Source organism: Nocardiopsis sp. ATB16-24, assembly GCF_030271535.1.
GTDB lineage: Bacteria > Actinomycetota > Actinomycetes > Streptosporangiales > Streptosporangiaceae > Nocardiopsis.
Genome location: NZ_JASCXJ010000013.1, coordinates 1 through 18,863, shown reverse-complemented (window position 1 = coordinate 18,863; position 18,863 = coordinate 1). Strand labels below are relative to the sequence as shown.

Annotated in this window: 16 protein-coding genes; 7 read left to right on the top strand and 9 right to left on the bottom strand. The window is 70.7% G+C overall.

Annotated features, from left to right (window positions below):
* The first annotated feature begins 1 nt into the window (after position 1).
* From PFX91_RS15095 to PFX91_RS15085, 3 genes are read left to right on the top strand one after another with little or no spacing between them, the layout of a single operon-like run.
* Entirely contained in the window at positions 2-1,057 is a 1,056-nt protein-coding gene (locus tag PFX91_RS15095) for an NAD(P)H-dependent glycerol-3-phosphate dehydrogenase (protein WP_285732554.1), read from the top strand.
* 11 nt (positions 1,058-1,068) lie between these two features.
* A complete protein-coding gene (locus PFX91_RS15090) occupies positions 1,069-2,343 on the top strand; it encodes a trans-sulfuration enzyme family protein (protein ID WP_285732352.1) in 1,275 nt (424 codons plus the stop codon).
* Positions 2,344-2,349: 6 nt separating this feature from the next.
* Positions 2,350-3,474, top strand: coding sequence for a D-alanine--D-alanine ligase family protein (locus PFX91_RS15085; RefSeq protein ID WP_285732350.1), 1,125 nt, complete (start codon positions 2,350-2,352; stop codon positions 3,472-3,474).
* 106 nt (positions 3,475-3,580) lie between these two features.
* Here PFX91_RS15085 and PFX91_RS15080 read toward each other — a convergent pair whose 3' ends face one another.
* The 6 genes from PFX91_RS15080 to PFX91_RS15055 form a co-directional block, all read right to left on the bottom strand.
* Positions 3,581-4,414 carry an EI24 domain-containing protein gene (locus PFX91_RS15080; RefSeq protein WP_285732348.1) on the bottom strand — a complete coding sequence of 278 codons (834 nt, stop codon included), beginning with the start codon at positions 4,412-4,414 and terminating at the stop codon, positions 3,581-3,583.
* A 137-nt stretch (positions 4,415-4,551) separates the two neighbouring features.
* The gene (gene cydC / locus PFX91_RS15075) at positions 4,552-6,240 is read right to left on the bottom strand and encodes a thiol reductant ABC exporter subunit CydC (RefSeq protein ID WP_285732552.1); all 1,689 of its coding nucleotides are present in this window, start codon (positions 6,238-6,240) and stop codon (positions 4,552-4,554) included.
* Between the two features lie 77 nt (positions 6,241-6,317).
* Positions 6,318-8,108 (bottom strand): thiol reductant ABC exporter subunit CydD, encoded by a 1,791-nt coding sequence (gene cydD, locus PFX91_RS15070; protein ID WP_285732345.1) that lies wholly within the window; start codon positions 8,106-8,108, stop codon positions 6,318-6,320.
* 134 nt (positions 8,109-8,242) lie between these two features.
* Complete coding sequence (gene cydB, locus PFX91_RS15065; RefSeq protein WP_285732343.1) at positions 8,243-9,310, bottom strand: cytochrome d ubiquinol oxidase subunit II; 1,068 nt, start codon at positions 9,308-9,310, stop codon at positions 8,243-8,245.
* Between the two features lie 12 nt (positions 9,311-9,322).
* Entirely contained in the window at positions 9,323-10,768 is a 1,446-nt protein-coding gene (locus PFX91_RS15060) for a cytochrome ubiquinol oxidase subunit I (RefSeq protein ID WP_285732341.1), read from the bottom strand.
* 385 nt (positions 10,769-11,153) lie between these two features.
* Positions 11,154-11,888 carry a DUF305 domain-containing protein gene (locus tag PFX91_RS15055; RefSeq protein WP_285732339.1) on the bottom strand — a complete coding sequence of 245 codons (735 nt, stop codon included), beginning with the start codon at positions 11,886-11,888 and terminating at the stop codon, positions 11,154-11,156.
* A gap of 88 nt (positions 11,889-11,976) precedes the next feature.
* Between PFX91_RS15055 and PFX91_RS15050 the strand changes: the two genes are divergently transcribed.
* Positions 11,977-12,702 carry a thioredoxin-like domain-containing protein gene (locus PFX91_RS15050; RefSeq protein ID WP_285732338.1) on the top strand — a complete coding sequence of 242 codons (726 nt, stop codon included), beginning with the start codon at positions 11,977-11,979 and terminating at the stop codon, positions 12,700-12,702.
* A gap of 248 nt (positions 12,703-12,950) precedes the next feature.
* On the opposite strand, the gene PFX91_RS15045 is transcribed toward PFX91_RS15050, so the two are convergent.
* Both PFX91_RS15045 and PFX91_RS15040 read right to left on the bottom strand, forming a co-directional pair.
* On the bottom strand, positions 12,951-13,412 hold the full coding sequence (locus PFX91_RS15045) for a DUF3515 domain-containing protein (RefSeq protein ID WP_285732335.1): 462 nt from the start codon (positions 13,410-13,412) through the stop codon (positions 12,951-12,953).
* Between the two features lie 30 nt (positions 13,413-13,442).
* The gene (locus tag PFX91_RS15040; RefSeq protein WP_285732334.1) at positions 13,443-13,676 is read right to left on the bottom strand and encodes an Lrp/AsnC family transcriptional regulator; all 234 of its coding nucleotides are present in this window, start codon (positions 13,674-13,676) and stop codon (positions 13,443-13,445) included.
* A 189-nt stretch (positions 13,677-13,865) separates the two neighbouring features.
* On the opposite strand from PFX91_RS15040, the gene PFX91_RS15035 reads away from it, so the two are divergent.
* Together PFX91_RS15035 and PFX91_RS15030 are read left to right on the top strand one after the other, a co-directional pair.
* Complete coding sequence (locus tag PFX91_RS15035) at positions 13,866-14,861, top strand: thiamine-phosphate kinase (protein ID WP_285732332.1); 996 nt, start codon at positions 13,866-13,868, stop codon at positions 14,859-14,861.
* 222 nt (positions 14,862-15,083) lie between these two features.
* Positions 15,084-15,755 carry a cellulose binding domain-containing protein gene (locus PFX91_RS15030; protein ID WP_285732330.1) on the top strand — a complete coding sequence of 224 codons (672 nt, stop codon included), beginning with the start codon at positions 15,084-15,086 and terminating at the stop codon, positions 15,753-15,755.
* Positions 15,756-15,857: 102 nt separating this feature from the next.
* Here PFX91_RS15030 and rpmB read toward each other — a convergent pair whose 3' ends face one another.
* The gene (gene rpmB / locus PFX91_RS15025; protein ID WP_285732328.1) at positions 15,858-16,046 is read right to left on the bottom strand and encodes a 50S ribosomal protein L28; all 189 of its coding nucleotides are present in this window, start codon (positions 16,044-16,046) and stop codon (positions 15,858-15,860) included.
* 433 nt (positions 16,047-16,479) lie between these two features.
* Between rpmB and recG the strand changes: the two genes are divergently transcribed.
* The gene (gene recG, locus PFX91_RS15020) at positions 16,480-18,687 is read left to right on the top strand and encodes an ATP-dependent DNA helicase RecG (RefSeq protein WP_285732326.1); all 2,208 of its coding nucleotides are present in this window, start codon (positions 16,480-16,482) and stop codon (positions 18,685-18,687) included.
* Positions 18,688-18,863 lie beyond the last annotated feature (176 nt).

The following is an 18,863-nucleotide window of genomic DNA, read 5'->3' as shown; positions in this document are numbered from 1 at the left end:
GATGGACAGCGGCAACGTGAGGATCGTCGTCCTCGGCGCGGGCTCCTGGGGGACGGTGTTCGCCAACATCGTCGCCGACGCCGCCGACCAGACCCGGCTCGGCGACCCGCGGGGCCCCGGCACGGAGGTGGTCCTGTGGGGACGGCGTTCCTCGGTGGTCGACGCGATCAACGAGACCTCGCAGAACCCCGACTACTTTCCCGGGATCGGGCTGAACCCCCGTCTGCGCGCCACCACCGACGCGGCCAAAGCGCTGGAACGGGCGCACGTGGTGGTGCTGGCGGTCCCCTCGCAGACGCTGCGGGCCAACCTCGTGGAGTGGCGCCCACACCTGCGCGAGGACGCGGTGGTCGTCAGTCTGATGAAGGGCGTGGAGCTGGGCACGTGCATGCGGGTCTCCCAGGTCATCGCGGAGGTCCTGGAGTACCCGAGCGAGCGCATCGCGGCCGTGTCGGGCCCCAACCTGGCCCGGGAGATCGCCGAGCGCCAGCCCGCCACCGCCGTGGTCGCCTGCCCCCACGAGGAGACGGCCGTCCGGTTGCAGGCGCTCTTCAAGGCGCCCTACTTCCGCCCCTACACCAGCACCGACCTGGTGGGGGTGGAGATCGGCGGCGCGATGAAGAACATCATCGGGCTGGCCGTGGGCGTGGCCGAGGGCATGGGGTTCGGAGACAACACCAAGGCCTCCCTGATCACCCGGGGCCTGGCCGAGACCACGCGCCTGGCGGTGGCCCTGGGCGCCGACGAGCACACGTTGTCCGGCCTGGCCGGGATGGGCGACCTCGTGGCGACATGCTCCTCGCCCTTGTCGCGGAACCGGACCTTCGGTGAGAAGCTGGGCGCGGGGAAAACCCTCGACCAGGTCATCGCGGAGACCAAGCAGACGGCGGAGGGGGTCAAGTCCTCCGAGTCCGTCCTGGAACTCGGATGGGCCCACGGTGTCGACCTTCCGATCACCGAGACCGTCGTCAAGATGATGCACCACGACCTGAGCCCGGCCGAGGCGCTGGCGGCCTTCATGGCGCGTAGCGCCAAGCCCGAACGCTACGGGGTCTGAGAGCGAGCACGATGTCACACACACCAGGCGGCGCCCCGGAAGCGGACGGCAGGGGCGAGCACACCCGGGCACTCTCCCTCCCCGAGCCCCCGACCCTCACCGGGCGTCCCATGCGCATGCCCGTCCACCGGGCGACCACCTACTCCTTCGACACCTCCCGGGAGTACGCGGACGTGCTCGCGGGTGCTCGGGAGGGTTACTCCTACGCCCGCATCGACAACCCCACCGCCGACGCCTTCGCCGAAGCGGTGGCGGCGTCGGAGGGGGCCGGACTGTCGGAGCCGGTGCGCGGACAGGCCTTCGCCTCGGGCATGGGGGCGCTCAGCACGGTGTTCATGGCGTTGACCGAGGCGGGTGCCCACGTGGTGGCGGCCCGCTCCATCTACGGCAACACCCACTCGCTGCTGGACGGACTGCTGCGCCGGTTCGGGGTGCGCACCGACTTCGTGGACATCACCGACCTGGACGCGGTGCGCGCCGCGGTGGGGCCCAAGACCCGGATGGTGTTCACCGAGACGCTCTCCAACCCCACCATGACCGTCTCCGACCTGCCCGGGCTGGCGCAGATCGCCCATGCGGCGGGGGCGGTCCTGGTCGTGGACTCCACGTTCGCCTCCCCGGCTGTGTGCCGTCCCCTGGAGCACGGGGCCGACGTGGTCGTGCACTCGGCCACCAAGTACATCGGCGGGCACAGTGACGCCACGGGCGGTGTGTCCGTGGCGCGCGAGACGTTGACCGAGCGCATCCGTTCGGCCCGGGTGGACCTGGGACCCTGCCTGGCCCCCGACGAGGCCTACATGCTGCACAGGGGACTGGAGACCCTGCCGCTGAGGATGGCGCGCCAGTGCGAGACCGCGGCGGCCTTCGCGGCGGCGCTGGAGGGCCACCCCGCGGTGGAACGGGTCGACCACCCCTCCCTGGAGTCGCACCCGCAGGCGGCGTTGGCGGACAAGCTCTTCGACCAGGGCCGTCACGGAGCGGTCGTGACCGTGCATCCACGCGGGGGGAGGGAGAGCGGGACGGCCTTCGCCGACCGGCTGCGGGTGGCGACCCTGGCCGCCTCGCTGGGCGGTACGCACACGCTGGCCGGGCACGTGGCCTCCACCTCGCACCGCAACATGAGTGAGGAGGCGTTGGCCGCGGCGGGCGTCTCACCGGGCGCGGTGCGGTTCTCCATCGGGTTGGAGGACCCCCAGGACCTCATCGAGGACGCCCTGGCAGCTCTCGACGGGCAGGACCGCCCCGTGGCGGGTCACTTTTTGCGTTCCGGTTCCATCCAAAGGTAGGGCAGCATGTCGTCCGAACAGCGAAAGATTCGGGTCGCCGTCGTCTTCGGCGGACGCAGTTCCGAACACGAGATCTCCTGCGTCACCGCGGGCAGCGTGCTGTCCGTCATCGACCGCGACCGCTATGAGGTCGTGCCGGTCGGTGTCACCCGCACGGGCAACTGGGTGCTCACCTCCGGTGACCCCGAACGGCTGCGCCTCGACTCCGCCGGCGGGTCCTTGCCGTCGGTGCCCGAGGATGGCGCGGACCTGGCGCTGCCCTTCGACAGGGCGGGCGAACTGATCGTGGTCGACCCCGGGAAGGGTCCCGAGCGTCTGGCCGGCGTCGACGTCGTGCTGCCGCTGTTGCACGGCCCCTTCGGTGAGGACGGCACCATCCAGGGCCTGTTCGAGATGATGGGCGTGCGGTACGCGGGCGCCGGGGTCTTCTCCAGCGCCGCCTCCATGGACAAGGTCTTCATGAAGGCCATGCTGCGCGGCAACGGCATCCCCACCAGCGACTACGTTCCCATCACCGACCGCCAGTGGCGCAACGAGCGCAAGAAGGTGTTGGACGACATCGCCGAACTGGGCGACACCGTGTTCGTCAAGCCCGCCCGTGCCGGCAGCAGTGTGGGCATCAGCAAGGTGAACGACTCCTCCGACACCGACGCCGTGGTCGCCGCCGTGGAGGCCGCCCGGGAACACGACCCGAAGGTGCTGGTGGAGGCGCGGGTCGTGGGCCGGGAGATCGAGTGCGGTGTGCTGGAGGCCGAGGACGGCGGGGTGCCCGAGGTGTCGCTCCCGGCGGAGATCCACGTGGCCGAGGGCTTCGAGTTCTACGACTTCGAGGCCAAGTACCTGTCCACGAGCAGCCTGACCATCCCGGCCCGGATCCCGGAGGAGGCCACGGCCCGTCTGCGCGCGATGGCGGCCGACGTCTTCGAGGCGATGGGCTGTGAGGGCCTGGCCCGGGTGGACTTCTTCTACACCGACAGCGGTGACATCCTCGTCAACGAGCTGAACACCATGCCCGGTTTCACCCCGGCTTCGGCGTTCCCCCAGATGTGGAACGCCAGCGGAGTGGACTACGCCGAGCTCGTGGAGCGGATGATCTCCACGGCGCTGCGCCGCTCGCCGGGCCTGAGGTAGCGGCCGACGCGGGGACGGCCGTACGGCCGTCCGTCGCCCGAGGCTCGACGGCCCCTCTCAGAGGGGACCGCGGCGCTCCCGCCCCTCCGTCGGCCCGTGGTGGGGGTCAGGGGCGGGGGTCGCCCGGGGCCGGTCCACCTGGGACCGTTCCGCCGGGGTCGGGTGCCGCGTCCTGAGGGCCCCTCGGCGAGGTGGGGAGCAGATCGCGCGTGAGGATCGCCCCGCCCGCGGTGGCGGCGGGGAACACCGCGACCGCCACGAACGGGATCGCCAACAGGAAGTACGTCGGCACCGCGAACCCCAGCACCCGCATCCGCCTCGTGCCCATGTGCCGGTGCCGCTCGCGCAGGGACAGCATGCCTCGGCGGTCGAAGGCCCCCGCCACCAGTTCGATCGCCAGCAGCCATCCGCCCATCAGGGCCGCCAGCACCGGGCCGATCACCTGACCGGCCAGGGGGACGAAGCCGATGGCGAACACCGCCACCGTCACCAGCAGGGACGCCGCCACGATCGCCAGCGATTGGCGGACCGACCGCAGGAACGAGGCCATCAGCGACTCGTCCGGACCCTCGGGCGCGTCGCCCAGTTCCTCTTCCACCAGGTCGGTGATCTTGTCGTAGATCGGTGAACCGAGTGTCAGAGTGACCGTCGTGAAGGCCACGACCATCAGCAGGACCGTTCCGGCCAGCAGGGCGACGGACACCGCGCCGCGTACCAGGCCCCGCCAGACGGGATCCCATCCCTCGGCGAAGGGAGTGGCCCAGCCCGCCAGGTCGGTGAGGTTCACCACCAGGATCACCAGAATCACCAGGAACATCAGTGACGTGATCAGCGCGGGCAGGGCACCGAGCAGGAAAAGGCGGGGTCTGCGCAGCAGCAGAGCGAAGCCGCGCAACAGGGTGCCGACGCCGCCGAGGAATTCGCGAACAGGATTGGCCACGAGGGAACACTAAGGCATCTGGGGCGGGTGCACACACCCTGCCCCAGGACGGCCGGTTCCCGGCACCGCGCCACCGGGGGATCGCACGCGGCGCCGGTGCGCGTGCCCTTGACGGTCGACCCTTCGGGCGACGGCCCTCAGCCCGTCAGGACGTCGCGGTACCACCCCTCCTGGTGGGACAGTTCCTCGTGCGTCCCCTCCTGGAGCACCCGTCCGTCACGCACCACGTAGATACGGTCCACCCGGTCCAGACCCGTCAGGTCGTGCGTGATCAACAGGGTGGAGAAACCCTCGGCCGCGGCCAACAGGTCCTCCACCACCGCATCGCGGGTGTCGGGGTCCAGGTGGGCGGTCGGCTCGTCCAGCACGAGCACCCGCGGGGCCGCCAGCACGGCCCGGGCCAGCGCCAGGCGCTGCACCATCCCACCGCTCAGCCCCAGGCCGTGCGTGCCCACCCGGGTGTCGATTCCGCGCGGCATCGCCGCCACCTCATCGGCCAGGCGCACCCGCCGCAGCGCCTCCCACAGTTCGGCGTCCCGCGCCCCGGGCCGGGCCAGACGCAGGTTCTCCCGCAGCGTCGACGCGAACACGTGCGGGTCCTGTGGTACACCCGAGACCACGCCACGCACCTCGTCCGACGGATACGCCGTGATGTCCTCCCCGCCGATCTCCACACGGCCCCCGTCGGGGTCACGGAACCGCAGCAGTACCGAGGCCAGCGTGCTCTTGCCCGCACCGCTGGGACCGATCACCGCCACGGTCCACCCGGCGGGGATCTCCAGGTCCACCCCGTCCAGCGCCCACGGCTCCTCGGGCCCGTACCGCACCCGCAGGTCCCGCACACGGACCGTCCCGCCCTCGGCGTCCAGGCCCGTGCGGGTCGGTGGAGCGATCGCGGCGGGGGTGTCCAGGACCCCGAACAGGCGGGCGCCACCGGCCCGGATCGAGCCCAGCCTGGCCGCCACCGCCGGTAGTGGCGCGACGATCTCGAAGGCCGCCAACGTGGTCAGGACCAGGACGGCCAGGGAGACCGCGTCCAGGGCGCCGCCCTCCACCGCGGCCACACCCAGGAACAGGGACCCCCACACGGTCAGGCCGGTGATCAGCGCGCTCGCCCCGGCCCCCAGGCCCAGCAGCGTGGAGTCCCTGCGCGCCACCCTGGTCAGTTCGGCGTCGGCCGCGTCGACCCGCTCCACCTGTCGCTCCATGGCGCCGTAGGCCACCAGGTCGGGCGCACCGTGCAGGGTGTCCACCAGGGCCGTCGACAGTTCCCCGCGTGCCTTGGCCTGGCGTTCGCCCGGCGCCCGACTCAGCGCGGCGGCGGCCAGGGGCACGGCGAGCCCGGCCAGGAGGAGTCCCGCGGCCAACAGAAGGCCGCCCGGGACGTAGAGCACGGTCAGGAACAGGACCGTGGCCCCTCCGGTGACCACCGAGATCAGGGGAGGCGTGAGTCCGCGCACCAGGAGGTCGAGGGTGGCCTCGGTGTCGTTGACCAGCCGGGAGACCAGGTCTCCGGAGCGGAAACGGCCGAAGGGCTCGGTGGCGGCCAGGCGTTCGTAGACCCGTACCCGCACCTCGGCCAGTGTGCGGAACGCCGCGTCGTGGGTGACCAGCCGTTCCAGATAACGGGCCACACCCCGGCCGACCCCCAAGGCGCGCGTGGCCACCACGGCCACACCCAGGGCGGTGATCGGAGGGTGGTCCGCCGCGGTGGCCAGCATCCACGCCGCCAGACCCAACAGGGCCACACCCGCGCCCGTCGCCGCCGCTCCCAGGAGCACCCCCAGCGCGAACCGGCCACCACGCGGCCATGCCAGGGAGATCATCCTCCGCAGCGGATCACGACGACGCTCGTGCTCGGGAACCTGGAGAGGGTCGGTGGAAACGGTGGTGTCGGAACTTGTCACGACGGGCTCCCCTCCCGGGTCGGCGGTGCGAGCGACACGGTCCTCAGGGTGCCCCCGAAGACCTCACGGGCCCAGCCGGTGTCATGGGCGACGATGATCCCGGTCCGCCCCACCAGGAGCCGGGCCACGGCGGTGCGGACCGCGGCGGCGTTCTCCGGGTCCAGGTGGGCGGTGGGTTCGTCCAGCAGGACGAGAGGGGCGTCGCGGCACATCGCCCGCGCCAGGGCGATCCGCTGCCGCTGCCCGGCCGAGAGCCGGGCACCGCGCTCGCCGAGTCGAGTGAGGTACCCTTCCGGAAGCGCGGAGACGAACGCGTCGGCCTCGGCCATCCGGGCCGCTTCGCGCACCCGCTCCATGGACGCCTCCGGGGCCCCCAACCGGATGTTGTCGGCCACGGACACGTCGAACAGATAGGGATGCTGGGGCACCCAGGCCAGGCCGAGTCGCCAGTCGTCGGCGGGGATCGTCTCCAGGGGCTCCCACCCTCCTCCCGGAGCGCGCACGCTGATCCCGCCCCGCGTGGGCTCGTTCAGGCGCAGCAGCAACGACACCAGGGTTGACTTGCCCGCGCCGCTGGGGCCGGTCAGCAACACGTGTTCCCCGGACCGGACCTCAAGGTCCAATCCGGCCAGGGCGGGGACGTCCCGCCCGGGATAGAGCATCTCCACACCCTCGAAACGAATGTCACCGCCGGTGGCGGGGGAGGGCCGTCCGGTGGGCGGGGGAGGGGGCTCCTCGTTCCGACGCCCACCGGTCACCATGGGACCCTCGTCCTCGGTCCCGGTGTCGCGACGCACGGGGGCCTCGTACCCGCGCTCCAGCTCGGCGAAGACCTGGTCGGCCGCCGCCACGCCCTCCATGCTCGCGTGGAAGCGGGAGCCCACCTCGCGCAACGGCAGATAGGCCTCCGGGGCCAGGATGAGTACCAGCAGCGCCGTCTGGTAGTCCATGTGGCCGCCCAGCAGGCGCAGTCCCACCTCGACCGCCACCAACGCCACGGCCAAGGTCGCCAACAGTTCCAGGGCGAACGCCGACAGGAAGGCGATCCGCAAGGTCCCCATCGTCGCCCTGCGGTGATCGTCACCCACCTTGCGCAGGATCGACGCCTGAACCTTGGCCCGACGGAACACGGCCAGGGTCGGCAGCCCCTCCATGACGTCGAGGAAGTGCCCGCCCAGGCGGCTCAGCAGCCGCCACTGCCGTTCGGTGCGCTGCTGCGTGTGCATGCCGATCAGCGCCATGAAGATCGGGATCAACGGCAGCGTCACCAGGATGACGATCCCCGAGATCCAGTCGGCCCAGAACACCACGATCAGCACGGCGAGCGGCACGATCGCGGCCAGGACCAGTTGGGGCAGATAGCGGGCGAAGTAGTCGTCGAGCGCGTCCAGACCCCGGGTGGCCAGGGTGACGAGCTCGCCGGCCCTGGGCGACTCCCCCTCGGGGCCGGAGCCCGGTTCGGCCGTCCACACCTTGCCCGATCCGGTCACGTGCGCCACCAGACGGCGGCGCAGTTGCGATTTGGTGCGCGCCGCGCTGTGCAGAGCGGAGGTCTCCTCCACGTAGGACAACAGCGCCCGGGCCACGGCGACGACCGCGACCGCGCCGATCACCCACCCCAGGGTGTCCATCCCCTCGCCCCGCCAGGCACCGCTGATGGCACGGGCGAGCAGCCAGGCCTGGAGCAGGATGAGCCCCGTGATGAGCACTCCGCCGGCCACGGAGATCGCCAGATGGGTGCGCACCGCACCGGCGGTGCGCACCAGGCGCGGGTCAAGCGGCTTCATGGGAGTGGGACCTCACGACGTCGTCTCGGCCGGGTGCCGGGGCACCCGGAACGGTCGGCGCCCGTACGGTGACGGGACCGGGGCGGTCGGGCGGCGGCTTCGGGGCGGACGCCCGACCAGGCGTCCGCGTCGCCTCACGCGGCGGGTTCGGGACGCCTGTGGTCCTCCTCCGGCAGGGTGGGAGTCCGCTCGGTCACGGTCTCCCCGGTCACGGTCTTCCCGCTCACCCTCTGCCGGAACACCCAGTAGCTCCATCCCTGGTAGAGCAGTACCAGGGGCAGGAACACCACCGCCACCCACGTCATCACGGTGAGCGTGTACTCGGCGGAGGAGGCGTTGGCGACGGTCAGTCCGAACGCCGGGTCGGTGGTCGACGGCAGCACGTCGGGGAACAGCGAGGCGAACACCGCCGCGAACATCGCCAGGACGGCCACGGCCGTGCAGGTGAACGACCAGCCCTCGCGGTGTCGCCAGGCCGCCGCGACCCCACCCACCAGGGCCGCGGCGGCGATGAGGACGAGCGGTAGGGTCCGCGCCCCGCCTCCGTGCGCGTACTGGGTCCATGCCAGGAACAGCGCGGTGGAGGGGACCGCGACGCACGCGGTCCACAGGGCGGCCCGGCGTGCGCGTACCCGCACCGGCCCGTCGGTCTTGAGGGTCAGGAAGACGGCCCCGTGCAGGGTGAACAGTGACAGCGTCGTCACCCCGCCGAACAGGGCGTAGGGGTTGAACAGGTCCATGACCGAGGCGGTGACGACGTGGTCGGCGTTCATGGCCACGCCTCGAAGGAGGTTGGCGAACACCACGCCCCACAGGAAGGCGGGCACGGTGCTGCCCACGAAGATCGCCAGGTCCCAGCGGGCACGCCAGGTGGAGTCGTCCCGCTTGCCCCGGTACTCGAAGGCCACTCCGCGCAGGATGAGTGCGACGAGGACGAGGAACAGGGGGGCGTAGAACCCGCTGAGCGTGGAGGCGTACCAGGCGGGGAAGGCGGCGAACATGGCGCCGATCGCGGTGATCAGCCACACCTCGTTGGCGTCCCAGACCGGCCCGATGGAGTTGATGGCGACCCGACGGTCCACGGAGTCGCGCCGGCCCATGAACGGCATGAGCGTGCCGACCCCGAAGTCGAACCCCTCCAGGACGAAGTACCCGGTCCACAGGACCGCGATGGCGATGAACCAGATGACGGCCAGATCCATGGTCCTTGGCTCCTAGTAGCTGAAGTGCGGGATCTTGGACTCGTCCTCGTCCTTTTGCAGGTCGGGGACGAGATGGGAGGGACCGGCCTTGATGTACTTGAACAACAGTCCGACCTCGATGACGAAGAGCACTCCGTACACGGCGGTGAACCCGGCCAGGCTCATCGCGACGGTGCCCAGGTCCACGCCCGGGGAGACGCTGGCCGCGGTGAGCAGCTCACCGTGCACGGTCCAGGGCTGACGGCCCATCTCGGTGAGGATCCAGCCGAAGATGTTGGCGGCCAGCGCCGCGGGCAGGGCGAGCATCGCCCCGTAGTAGAACCACCGACCGGTCGGCATGCGCTCCCTGCCCCGGGTGAGGTAGAGACCCAGCGCGGCGACCGCGATGCCGAAGCCGCCGAGGCCCATCATCAGGCGGAAGGACCAGTACACGACGAACACGTTGGGGATGTAGTCTCCGGGGCCGTAGTACTCCTCGTAGGCCTCCTGAAGGTTGTTCATTCCGTGCACCTGGCCGTCGAACTCGCCCGTGGCCAGGAAGCTGAGCACGTGGGGGACGGTGATGTCGATGGGGTTGTAGCGCTCCTCGGTGTCGCCGACGGCCAGGGCGGAGAAGGCCGCGCCCTCCTCGGTGTCCCACAGGGCCTCGGCCGCGGCGAGCTTCATGGGCTCGTACTCGGCGGCGAGCTTGGCCTGGTGGTCTCCGGAGAAGACCGTCAGCATGCCGGCGGCCAGGGTGAAGACCAGGCCGACCTTGAGGGCTCTGCGGAACAGGGCGAAGTCGCGCTCGGGAGGGGTGACTCCGACCACGCCGGTGTCGTTGTGGTGGCTGTTGCGCCAGAGCTTGTAGGCGCTGACCGCGACCACGAACAGGCCTGCGGTGACGAAGGCGGCCGAGACGGTGTGCAGGTAGGTGGACCAGGCCTGGTCGTTGCTCAGGACCGCCCAGATGTCGGTGAGCTCGGCGCGACCGGTCTCCTCGTTGACCGTGTAGCCGACCGGGTGCCGCATCCAGGCGTTGGCGGCGAGGATGAAGTACGCCGAGAGGTTGGTGCCGATGGCGACCAGCCAGATGCAGGCCAGGTGCACGGCGCGGGGAAGACGGTGCCAGCCGAAGATCCACAGGCCGATGAAGGTGGACTCCAGGAAGAAGGCGAGCAGGGCCTCCATCGCCAGCGGAGCGCCGAAGACGTCGCCGACGAAGCGGGAGTACTCGCTCCAGTTCATGCCGAACTGGAACTCCTGCACGATGCCCGTGACCACCCCCATGGCGAAGTTGATCAGGAACAGTTTGCCGAAGAACTGGGTGGCCTGGAGGTACTCGTGCCTGCCGGTGCGGTGCCAGAGAGTCTGAAGCACGGCCACGATGAAGGACAGCCCGATCGTCAGGGGCACGAAGAGGAAGTGGTAGATCGTGGTGACACCGAACTGCCACCGCGCGAGTTCAAGGGCTTCCATACCCGCCTCTCAGGGACCGACCGCCTGTAGTACTACACACTGTAGTGCTACGTCGTGTCGTATTAGTGGCCGCCCCCGCGAAAAAGGGTGTTCTCCGCGTCTCCCCAGGGGGTGGCGCAATCCTCACCCGGGCGTTCGCAGTGGGGCGCCGCGCCCACGCCGACGCCCGCCACCTGGAAGGATCCGGTGCGATCCGTCCACGGACGCGCCGCCGGACCCGGTCCTGTGCTCTCGCGCACACCCCCGACGACGGCGGAACGGCGCCGTCGGGACGCCGCGGTGGGACACCGCGCACACGACGAAGGCGCGCCCCGCAGGACGCGCCTTCGTCAGGGTGCGGCGGTCGGCCGGCTCCGGGCATGGCGACGGTGGCCATGCGAGCGGCTCAGGGGTCCGAAGCGTCCCTACGCTTGTCGATCAGCTTCTCCATCCAGTCCACCTCGGTCTGTTGGCCGTTGATCATCTTCTGCGCGAGGTCGACGACCTTCTCCTCCTTGCCGAACTCCACCTCGGCCACGGCCATGTCGATGCCGCCCTCGTGGTGGGCGATCATCAGTTCCAGGAAGAGAAGCTCGGCTTCCACCCCCTCGGCCTCCTCCAGGGCCTCCATCTCCTCGGGCGAGGCCAGTCCCGGCATGGCGTCGGGGACCCCTCCTCCACCGCCGCCGTGGTCATGGCCCTCCATCCACGCCATCGGAGGCTTCGTGCCGCGCGAGTTCAGGTCCCAGGCCGCCAGCCACGCCTGCATGATCCCGATCTGGCCCTGTTGGGTGAGAGCCATGTCGGTGGCCACCGTGTGCAGTTCGGGGTCCTCGGTCTTCTCCAGGATGATCATCGACATGTCCACCGCCTGGGCGTGGTGTGCGCTCATGTCGCGCAGGAACCCCGCGTCGGGGCCGGTGTCCAGGGGGTAGGAGGGGCGCCCCGACAGATAACCGACCCCCAAGGCCAACACGACCAGGACCACGGCGGTCCACATGGGCACCGACCGCCGTGGTGCGCGAGGTGAAGAGCCCCCCGCCTCCGGAATGCCGTCGTGCGGTGTCCCCTCGCCCGCCCGCTCCTGCCCGTCCTCGCCGCCGAGGGCGGCTTCGGAAGCGGGGCCGTCTTTGTGTTCCATGGAACCATCCTGGTCGAATCGCACAAGGGTGATGACAAAGTAGAGGATAGGTAAGTCCCTTTTGTCGCTACCCACCCCAGGAGACACAGTGGCCAAGAAGAAGACGGCGGAGGAGCGCCGCCGCCGCGCAGCCGAGCTGAGGGCGCAACGACTCAAAGAGGAACGGCGTCGAAAAGTCCTCACCGTCGCCGGCGTCACCACCGCCGTGGTCCTGGTCGTGGGACTGCTCGCCTTCCTGATCTTCATGGAGTTCCGCAGCCGCTCGATCGCGGGAGTGCAGGAATTCGAGGTCCCCTCCTACGTACACGTGGAGATGGGAGAGCGGGTGGACTATGAGCAGTCCCCGCCCGTGGGCGGCGACCACTGGAGTTCCTGGCAGAACTGTGGGGTCTATCCCGAGCCGGTGACACCCGAACTCGCGGTGCACTCCCTGGAGCACGGCGCGGTGTGGATCAACTACCGGCCCGACCTGCCGGAGGAGCAGGTACAGACCCTCAACGACATGTACAACCCCGGGGACTACCTGCTGGTCACCCCCTACGAGGGGGACATGGACGCTCCGATCGTCGCCTCCAGTTGGGGCCGGCAGGTCACCGCCGAGACGGCCGACGACGAGAACCTCCAGCGCTTCGTGCGGCTCTACGAGCGCGGTACCGACGTGCCCGAACCCGGCGCCTCCTGCTCCGGTCAGATCTCGGAGACGGCCGAGGAGGTGGACGCCATGCTCGTCGGCGGAGGTATGGGCGACATCGAGGGCATGGAGGGCCCCCAGGGCGACGCCGGAGCCGACGAGGGGACCGAAGAAGAAGAGTGACGGGGCCTTCCGCCCGTTCCCTCCCTCCGTGATCTCGCCGTGTCCCCCCGACACGGACGTGGGGCCGCCGGTCCGCCGGCGGCCCCACACGCTTTTCCCGGCACGGTGGTGCCCCGACGCGCCCGGGAAGAGGGAACGGCCGGCGATGGGGACTCGGGCCTCTTCGTCCGTCTCGACGCGCCCTCACACGACGGCGGCCGTCGGTCGGGAGACGGGCACGCCCGGACCCGGGGCGGGGGAGGGCGAGGTCAGAGTTCTCCGTCGGGCAGCGGGGGCACGTGCTCGGAGATCAGGTCGCTGACCGTCGTCAACGCGGCGGCGGGCGCTCCGTGGGAGGGGGGCACGGACAACTCCACGTAGGCCTCGTGGCCCACCGCCGTGTACAGAGTGGGAGCGTCCTCGGGCTGGGGCAACCAGGGCACGCCGTTGACCTCCTCCAGGTAGGAGGTCGGCGTCAACGCCACGGGCCGTTCCACTCCGCAGCGCAGACCGATGGCGGGGTCCCCCCACGCCGCGGTCAGTTCCGAGTCGGGCCGTACCCGCGCACGCTCGGCGCCGAGCAGCGTGTCCGGAAGGGCGGAGACGAGATCGGAGCAGACCGCGGCCGTCGCCGCGTCCGTCTCCGGAGGTTCCATCCGCACGGTCGAGGCACCGCAACCGGTCGCCACCAGGGCGAGGATCGCGACCGCGCCCGCGTGCCGTCTGAGCACAGAAGGACCTCGCTTTCGGGCGATGGCGCCTCAGATGTTGACGATGGGACAGGTGAGGGTCCGGGCTATGCCGCTCAGCCGCTGGATCCGGGCGACCACGAGCGCCCCCAGCGCGTCGATGTCGTCGGCGCCGGCCTGGACTATGACATCGTAGGGCCCGGTCACGTCGTGGGCCTTCTCGACCCCGTCGATGTCGCGGATGAGCCGGGCGACCTCGGCGGCCTTTCCGACCTCGGTCTGGATCAGGATGTAGGCCTGCACCATGGGTGCTCCTTCGAGTACGCGGGGTGTGGATGTGAGCGGGCGCGAGGCGGCCCCGACCGGAGCGACCACGTGACCGACGACGAAGGGGTGGCGAACGCGGGTCCGGGGACACGCCCCGTGCATGTCGGGCGAAGTCCGCCGAACGCACCCGGGATCACCGAGCCGGAGCGTCACCGTACCCTGATGCCTGTGCATAACACCATTGGGGGGCTTGGCGAGTTCGCTCTGATCACACGTGTGACGGGCCAATTCCCCGTGACGGACGATGTAATCCTCGGACCGGGGGACGACGCGGCCGTCGTCGCCGCCCCGGACGGCAGAACGGTGGCCAGCACCGACCTGTTGGTCGAGGGACGCCACTTCCGTCGGGAGTGGTCCACCGCCCGGGACGTGGGGCACCGAGCCGTCGCGCAGAACTTCGCCGACATCGCGGCGATGGGGGCCCGGCCCACCGTTCTGCTCATCGGCCTGGCCGCGCCGCCCGACCTTCCGGTGGCCTGGGCCGAGGACTTCACCGCCGGGGTACGGGACGAGTGCGCGGTCGCGGGCGGCACCGTCGTGGGCGGGGACATGGTCGCCTCGGACACCCTCACCATCGCCGTCACCGCGCTGGGCGACCTCCAGGGCCGGGAGCCCGTCCTACGAGGCGGTGCCAGACCGGGCGACGTGGTCGCCTACACCGGCCGTCTCGGATTGTCGGCCGCTGGGCTCGCCCTGCTGGAGAAGGGCGTGGAGGGTCCGGACGAGTGCCTGTCCGAGCACCGCCGCCCCAGCCCGCCCTACACGCGGGGGGCGGAGGCCGCCTTGCTCGGGGCCACGGCCATGCTCGACGTCAGTGACGGACTCGTCCAGGACCTCGGCCACGTGTGCCGGGCCGGCGGGGTGCGCATCGACCTGGAGGCGGAGGCGCTACGGCCCGCCCCCGCCCTCGTGGAGGCGGTCCGCCTCCTGGGAGCGGCTCCCGAGGAGGCCGAGGAAGCGGCACGCGGACTGATGGTCGCCGGTGGGGAGGACCACGCGCTGGTGGCGACCTTTCCACCGGACACGGTTCTGCCCGACCACTGGTATCGCGTGGGAATCGTCACCGAGGCCGGCGACGAAAGCACGGGTGGAAAGCGAAATCCGGTTACGATCGACGGAGGAGCATCCGTCGATACAGGCTGGGACCATTTTCGGCGGAACTGAGCTTGTTTGGATTTGTCCTGTTTAGCTCTCGCGCTAGGCTTTGCGGACGCGGCTACGCCGTTTTCGCGAACAGCGGCCGGCTCGCGGACCCCCGATCTCCCCTGAGGATTCTCCGCGAGCGACCGGCCGAGAAGGATCACCAGGAGCGGATACCTCGTCCGGTCGCCCTCCTCGCGACGTCAGGCGACGGTGGAGGGCGAAGGAGACCTCGAGAGGCGGTTTATGGGGCGGCATGGCTGGCGGCGTGGTTCCCGCCGGGGTGCGCACCGCAGCGAGCCGGAGAACGCCGGCGCGCTGCGGCGGTTCGGCGGCCTCATCGAGAGCACGGTCCCCAAGAGAGTCGAACCGCCGAGACTGCTCAACGTACTGGTCGTCTCCGGAGTCCTCCTGGGCCTGCTCCTGTTCGGCTACAGCACCACCCAGATCTACCTCCAGTTCGGTGGGGCGCCCGAGGACACGGAGATGCCCGGGACCCAGGACGGGGTCCGGCCCACGCACGACGCCTCTCCTCGGACGGAACCGGAGCGCGGAGGCTCAGCGGCGGGTGGGGACGGCCTCCCGGGGCCGCAGACACAGGCCGGTTCGGAGCCCACCACGGTGGTCTACCGGATCACGGAGTCCACGTCGGACGGCTTCACCGGCCACGTCACCATCACCAACACCTCCCGCACCGCCCTGGACGCGTGGGAACTGGCACTGGCCTTCGACTCCGCGCGCATCACCCACGTGGAGGGCGCGGTCTGGGAGGAGATCGAGGACGGCATCCTGGCCCGGCAGGGCGGCGGAGCCGACCGTCTGGAACCCGGTGCCTCGGCGGTGCTCACCTTCGACGCGATGGGCGTACCGCAGACTCCGGTCCGTTGCTCTCTCAACGGGCACGTCTGCCGACTCTGAGGAACCCGTACGAGCCGAGACGACGCCGAAGGCCGAGAAAGGACGAAGGCCTCCGACCGAGAGTCGGAGGCCTTCGTAGGATCCAGGAGAGCCGGTGTCGGCTCAGCGGTGGTCCACCTTGCCGGCCTTGATGCACGAGGTGCAGGCGTTCACGCGCTTGGGCGTGCCGCCCACACGGGTGCGGACGGTCTGGATGTTGGGGTTCCAGCGGCGGCGGGTGCGACGGTGCGAGTGGGAAACACTGTTACCGAACCCTGGTCCCTTGCCGCAGACGTCGCAGACGGAAGCCACGGTAACTCCATTCAAGCGCTCGGGATCGCGCACGTCGCCGCACGCGAAGGTTCAATCGACCGGAGAGGTCGGGCGGACTGGTTGGCGAGGACACCAACCGTGGAAGAATACACGAAGGACACGGGCGGACGCGGCGATCCGGACCACTGACCGATGTCCGTACAGTACGGACGCCGGACGACGGCGCAGCACCGCACTGGTGTCCATGGAACATCGCACCGACCACGCGGGCATGGCGAAGAGCGATGAACTCCAACGAGTATACCCCCGTCGGGAGTGGACGGACGCACCGTGGCCGACGCACGGCCGGCGTCCGTGAGAGACCCCGAGGCGTTCGCCCCGGGACCCCGTGTTCTCGCACCGGTGGCACACGAACGTCGCATCGGAGCACTACCGTGGCGTTGACCGGCGATCCGAGACGGGGAAGCATCACGTGAGCACCTGGGACGAACCACTGGGCAAGGGGCCGCTCAGGGGCAGGACGGCGAAGGCCCTCGCCGAGAAGCTCGACCTGCACACCCTGGGCGACCTGCTGCGCTACTACCCCCGCAGGTACGACCGGCGGGGAGAGCTGACCGACCTCGCCGAACTGCGGGAGGGCGAGGAGGTCACCGTGCAGGCCCGCGTCCTGGAGGCCAAGCGGCGCACCGTGCCGGCCCGCCAGGGACGCCGTCGCATGGACATGATGGAGGCCGTCGTCACCGACGGCACCGGCCGCCTGCACCTGACGTTCTTCAACCGGGGTTCCTACCACCAGAACGCGCTCGTCCCCGGACGGCTGGCCATGTTCTCCGGTCGGGTCTCCACCTTCAAGGGGCGTCGCCAGCTCGACCACCCCCAGTACCAGCTCCTCGACGAGGACGGACACGAGGGGGAGCGGGCCCAGGCCTACGCCGACGAGCTCATCCCCGTCTACCCCGCGGTCAAGGGCCTGGACTCCGCGACCATCGCGCGGACGCTCGACGTCGTCCTGGCCGACGTGGACAGCCTCTCCGATCCGTTGCCGACGGAGCTCCGGCGAAGGCACGGGCTCCTCGGCGTCGCCGACGCCCTGCGCCGGATCCACCGGCCCACCGAGTGGGCCGACGTGGGCGCCGCCCGTCGGCGTCTGAAGTGGGACGAGGCCTTCGTCCTCCAGCTCGCGCTGGCACGACGCCGCCGCAGGGCGGAGGAGCTGCCCGCCCAGCCCCGCCCGGGTGTGGTCGGCGGCATCCTCGACGCCTTCGACGCGCAGTCGCCCTTCACCCTCACCGAGGGACAGCGCGAGGTGGGCGAGCACCTCGCCGAACGGCTGGACGCCACCAGGCCCATGCACTGCCTGCTCCAGGGCGACGTCGGCGCGGGCAAGACCTTGGTGGCGCTGCGCGCGATGCTGCGGGTGGTGGACTCCGGGGGCCAGGCCGTCATGCTCGCTCCCACCGAGGTCCTCGCCCAGCAGCACCACCGCTCCATCGGCACCATGCTCGGCGCGTTGGGCCGGGCAGGACAGATCGACGGGGCCGAGAACGCCACGAGGGTGGCGTTGCTCACCGGCTCCATGAACACCGCGGCCCGTAGGGAGGCCCTGCTGGACGCCGCCTCCGGTGCGGCGGGGATCATCGTGGGCACCCACGCGTTGCTCCAGGAGCACGTGACCTTCGCCGACCTGGGGTTGGTGGTGGTCGACGAGCAGCACCGCTTCGGAGTGGAGCAGCGCGACGCCCTGCGGGAGAAGGCCGCGAACGGGCGCCCGCACGTGCTGGTGATGACCGCGACCCCCATCCCGCGCACCGTCGCGATGACCGTCTACGGCGACCTCGACGTGGTCGCGCTCACCCAGTTGCCCGAAGGTCGGTCCCCGATCTCCACGCACGTCGTGCCCGCGCTCGAGAAACCGCACTTCCTGGCACGGACCTGGGAACGGATCCGGGAGGAGGTGGCGGCCGGGCGTCAGGCGTTCGTGGTCTGTCCCCGCATCGGCGACGAGGCCGCGGGGACGTCGGAGGAGGAGGTCGACGGTCGGCCGGAGGAGGAGGTCCCCGGTGCCCGACCTCCGCTGGCGGTGCTGGACGTGGCCGGACATCTGTCCCGCGGACCGTTGGCCGACGTGCGGGTGGAGGTGTTGCACGGCCGAATGGCCCCCGAGGACAAGGACGCGGTGATGCGTCGTTTCTCGGAGGGAGGGACCGACGTCGTGGTCTCCACCACCGTCATCGAGGTGGGCGTGGACGTGCCCAACGCCACTGTGATGGTCATCATGGACGCGGACCGCTTCGGGGTGTCGCAACTGCACCAACTCCGCGGTCGTGTGGGCCGGGGACGGCTGCCGGGGCTGTGCCTGCTGGTCACCGACGCCGAGGAGGGGACCCCGGCCCGGGAACGGCTGGCGGCGGTGGCGGCGACCACCGACGGGTTCGAACTCTCACGTGTGGACCTGGAGATGCGACGGGAGGGGGACGTCCTGGGCGCCTCCCAGTCGGGAACCGGCTCCAGCCTGCGCATGCTCACCCTGCTCAAGGACGAGGAGCTCATCGGTCAGGCGCGTGAGGAGGCCGTCGCGTACGTGGCGCGGGATCCCGACCTGGCCGGTCATCCACCGCTGGCCGAGGCGCTGGAGATCCTCCTGCCCGAGGAGCGCGCCGAGTACCTGGAGAAGGCCTGAGGTCCCACCACCGCGACGTCGGTGGGTCCTTCCTTGGCTACCGTGGCCCCATGGTGCGTCCTGAAAGCTGTGTCAGGCCAGCGGGTGTAAGTCCCGTCCGGGTAAGCGCCGGAGCGCCCGGTAGCAGGCCCCAGCCGTGCGGGGAGACCCGCCCGGCCGAGCGGGGTGTCAAAGGC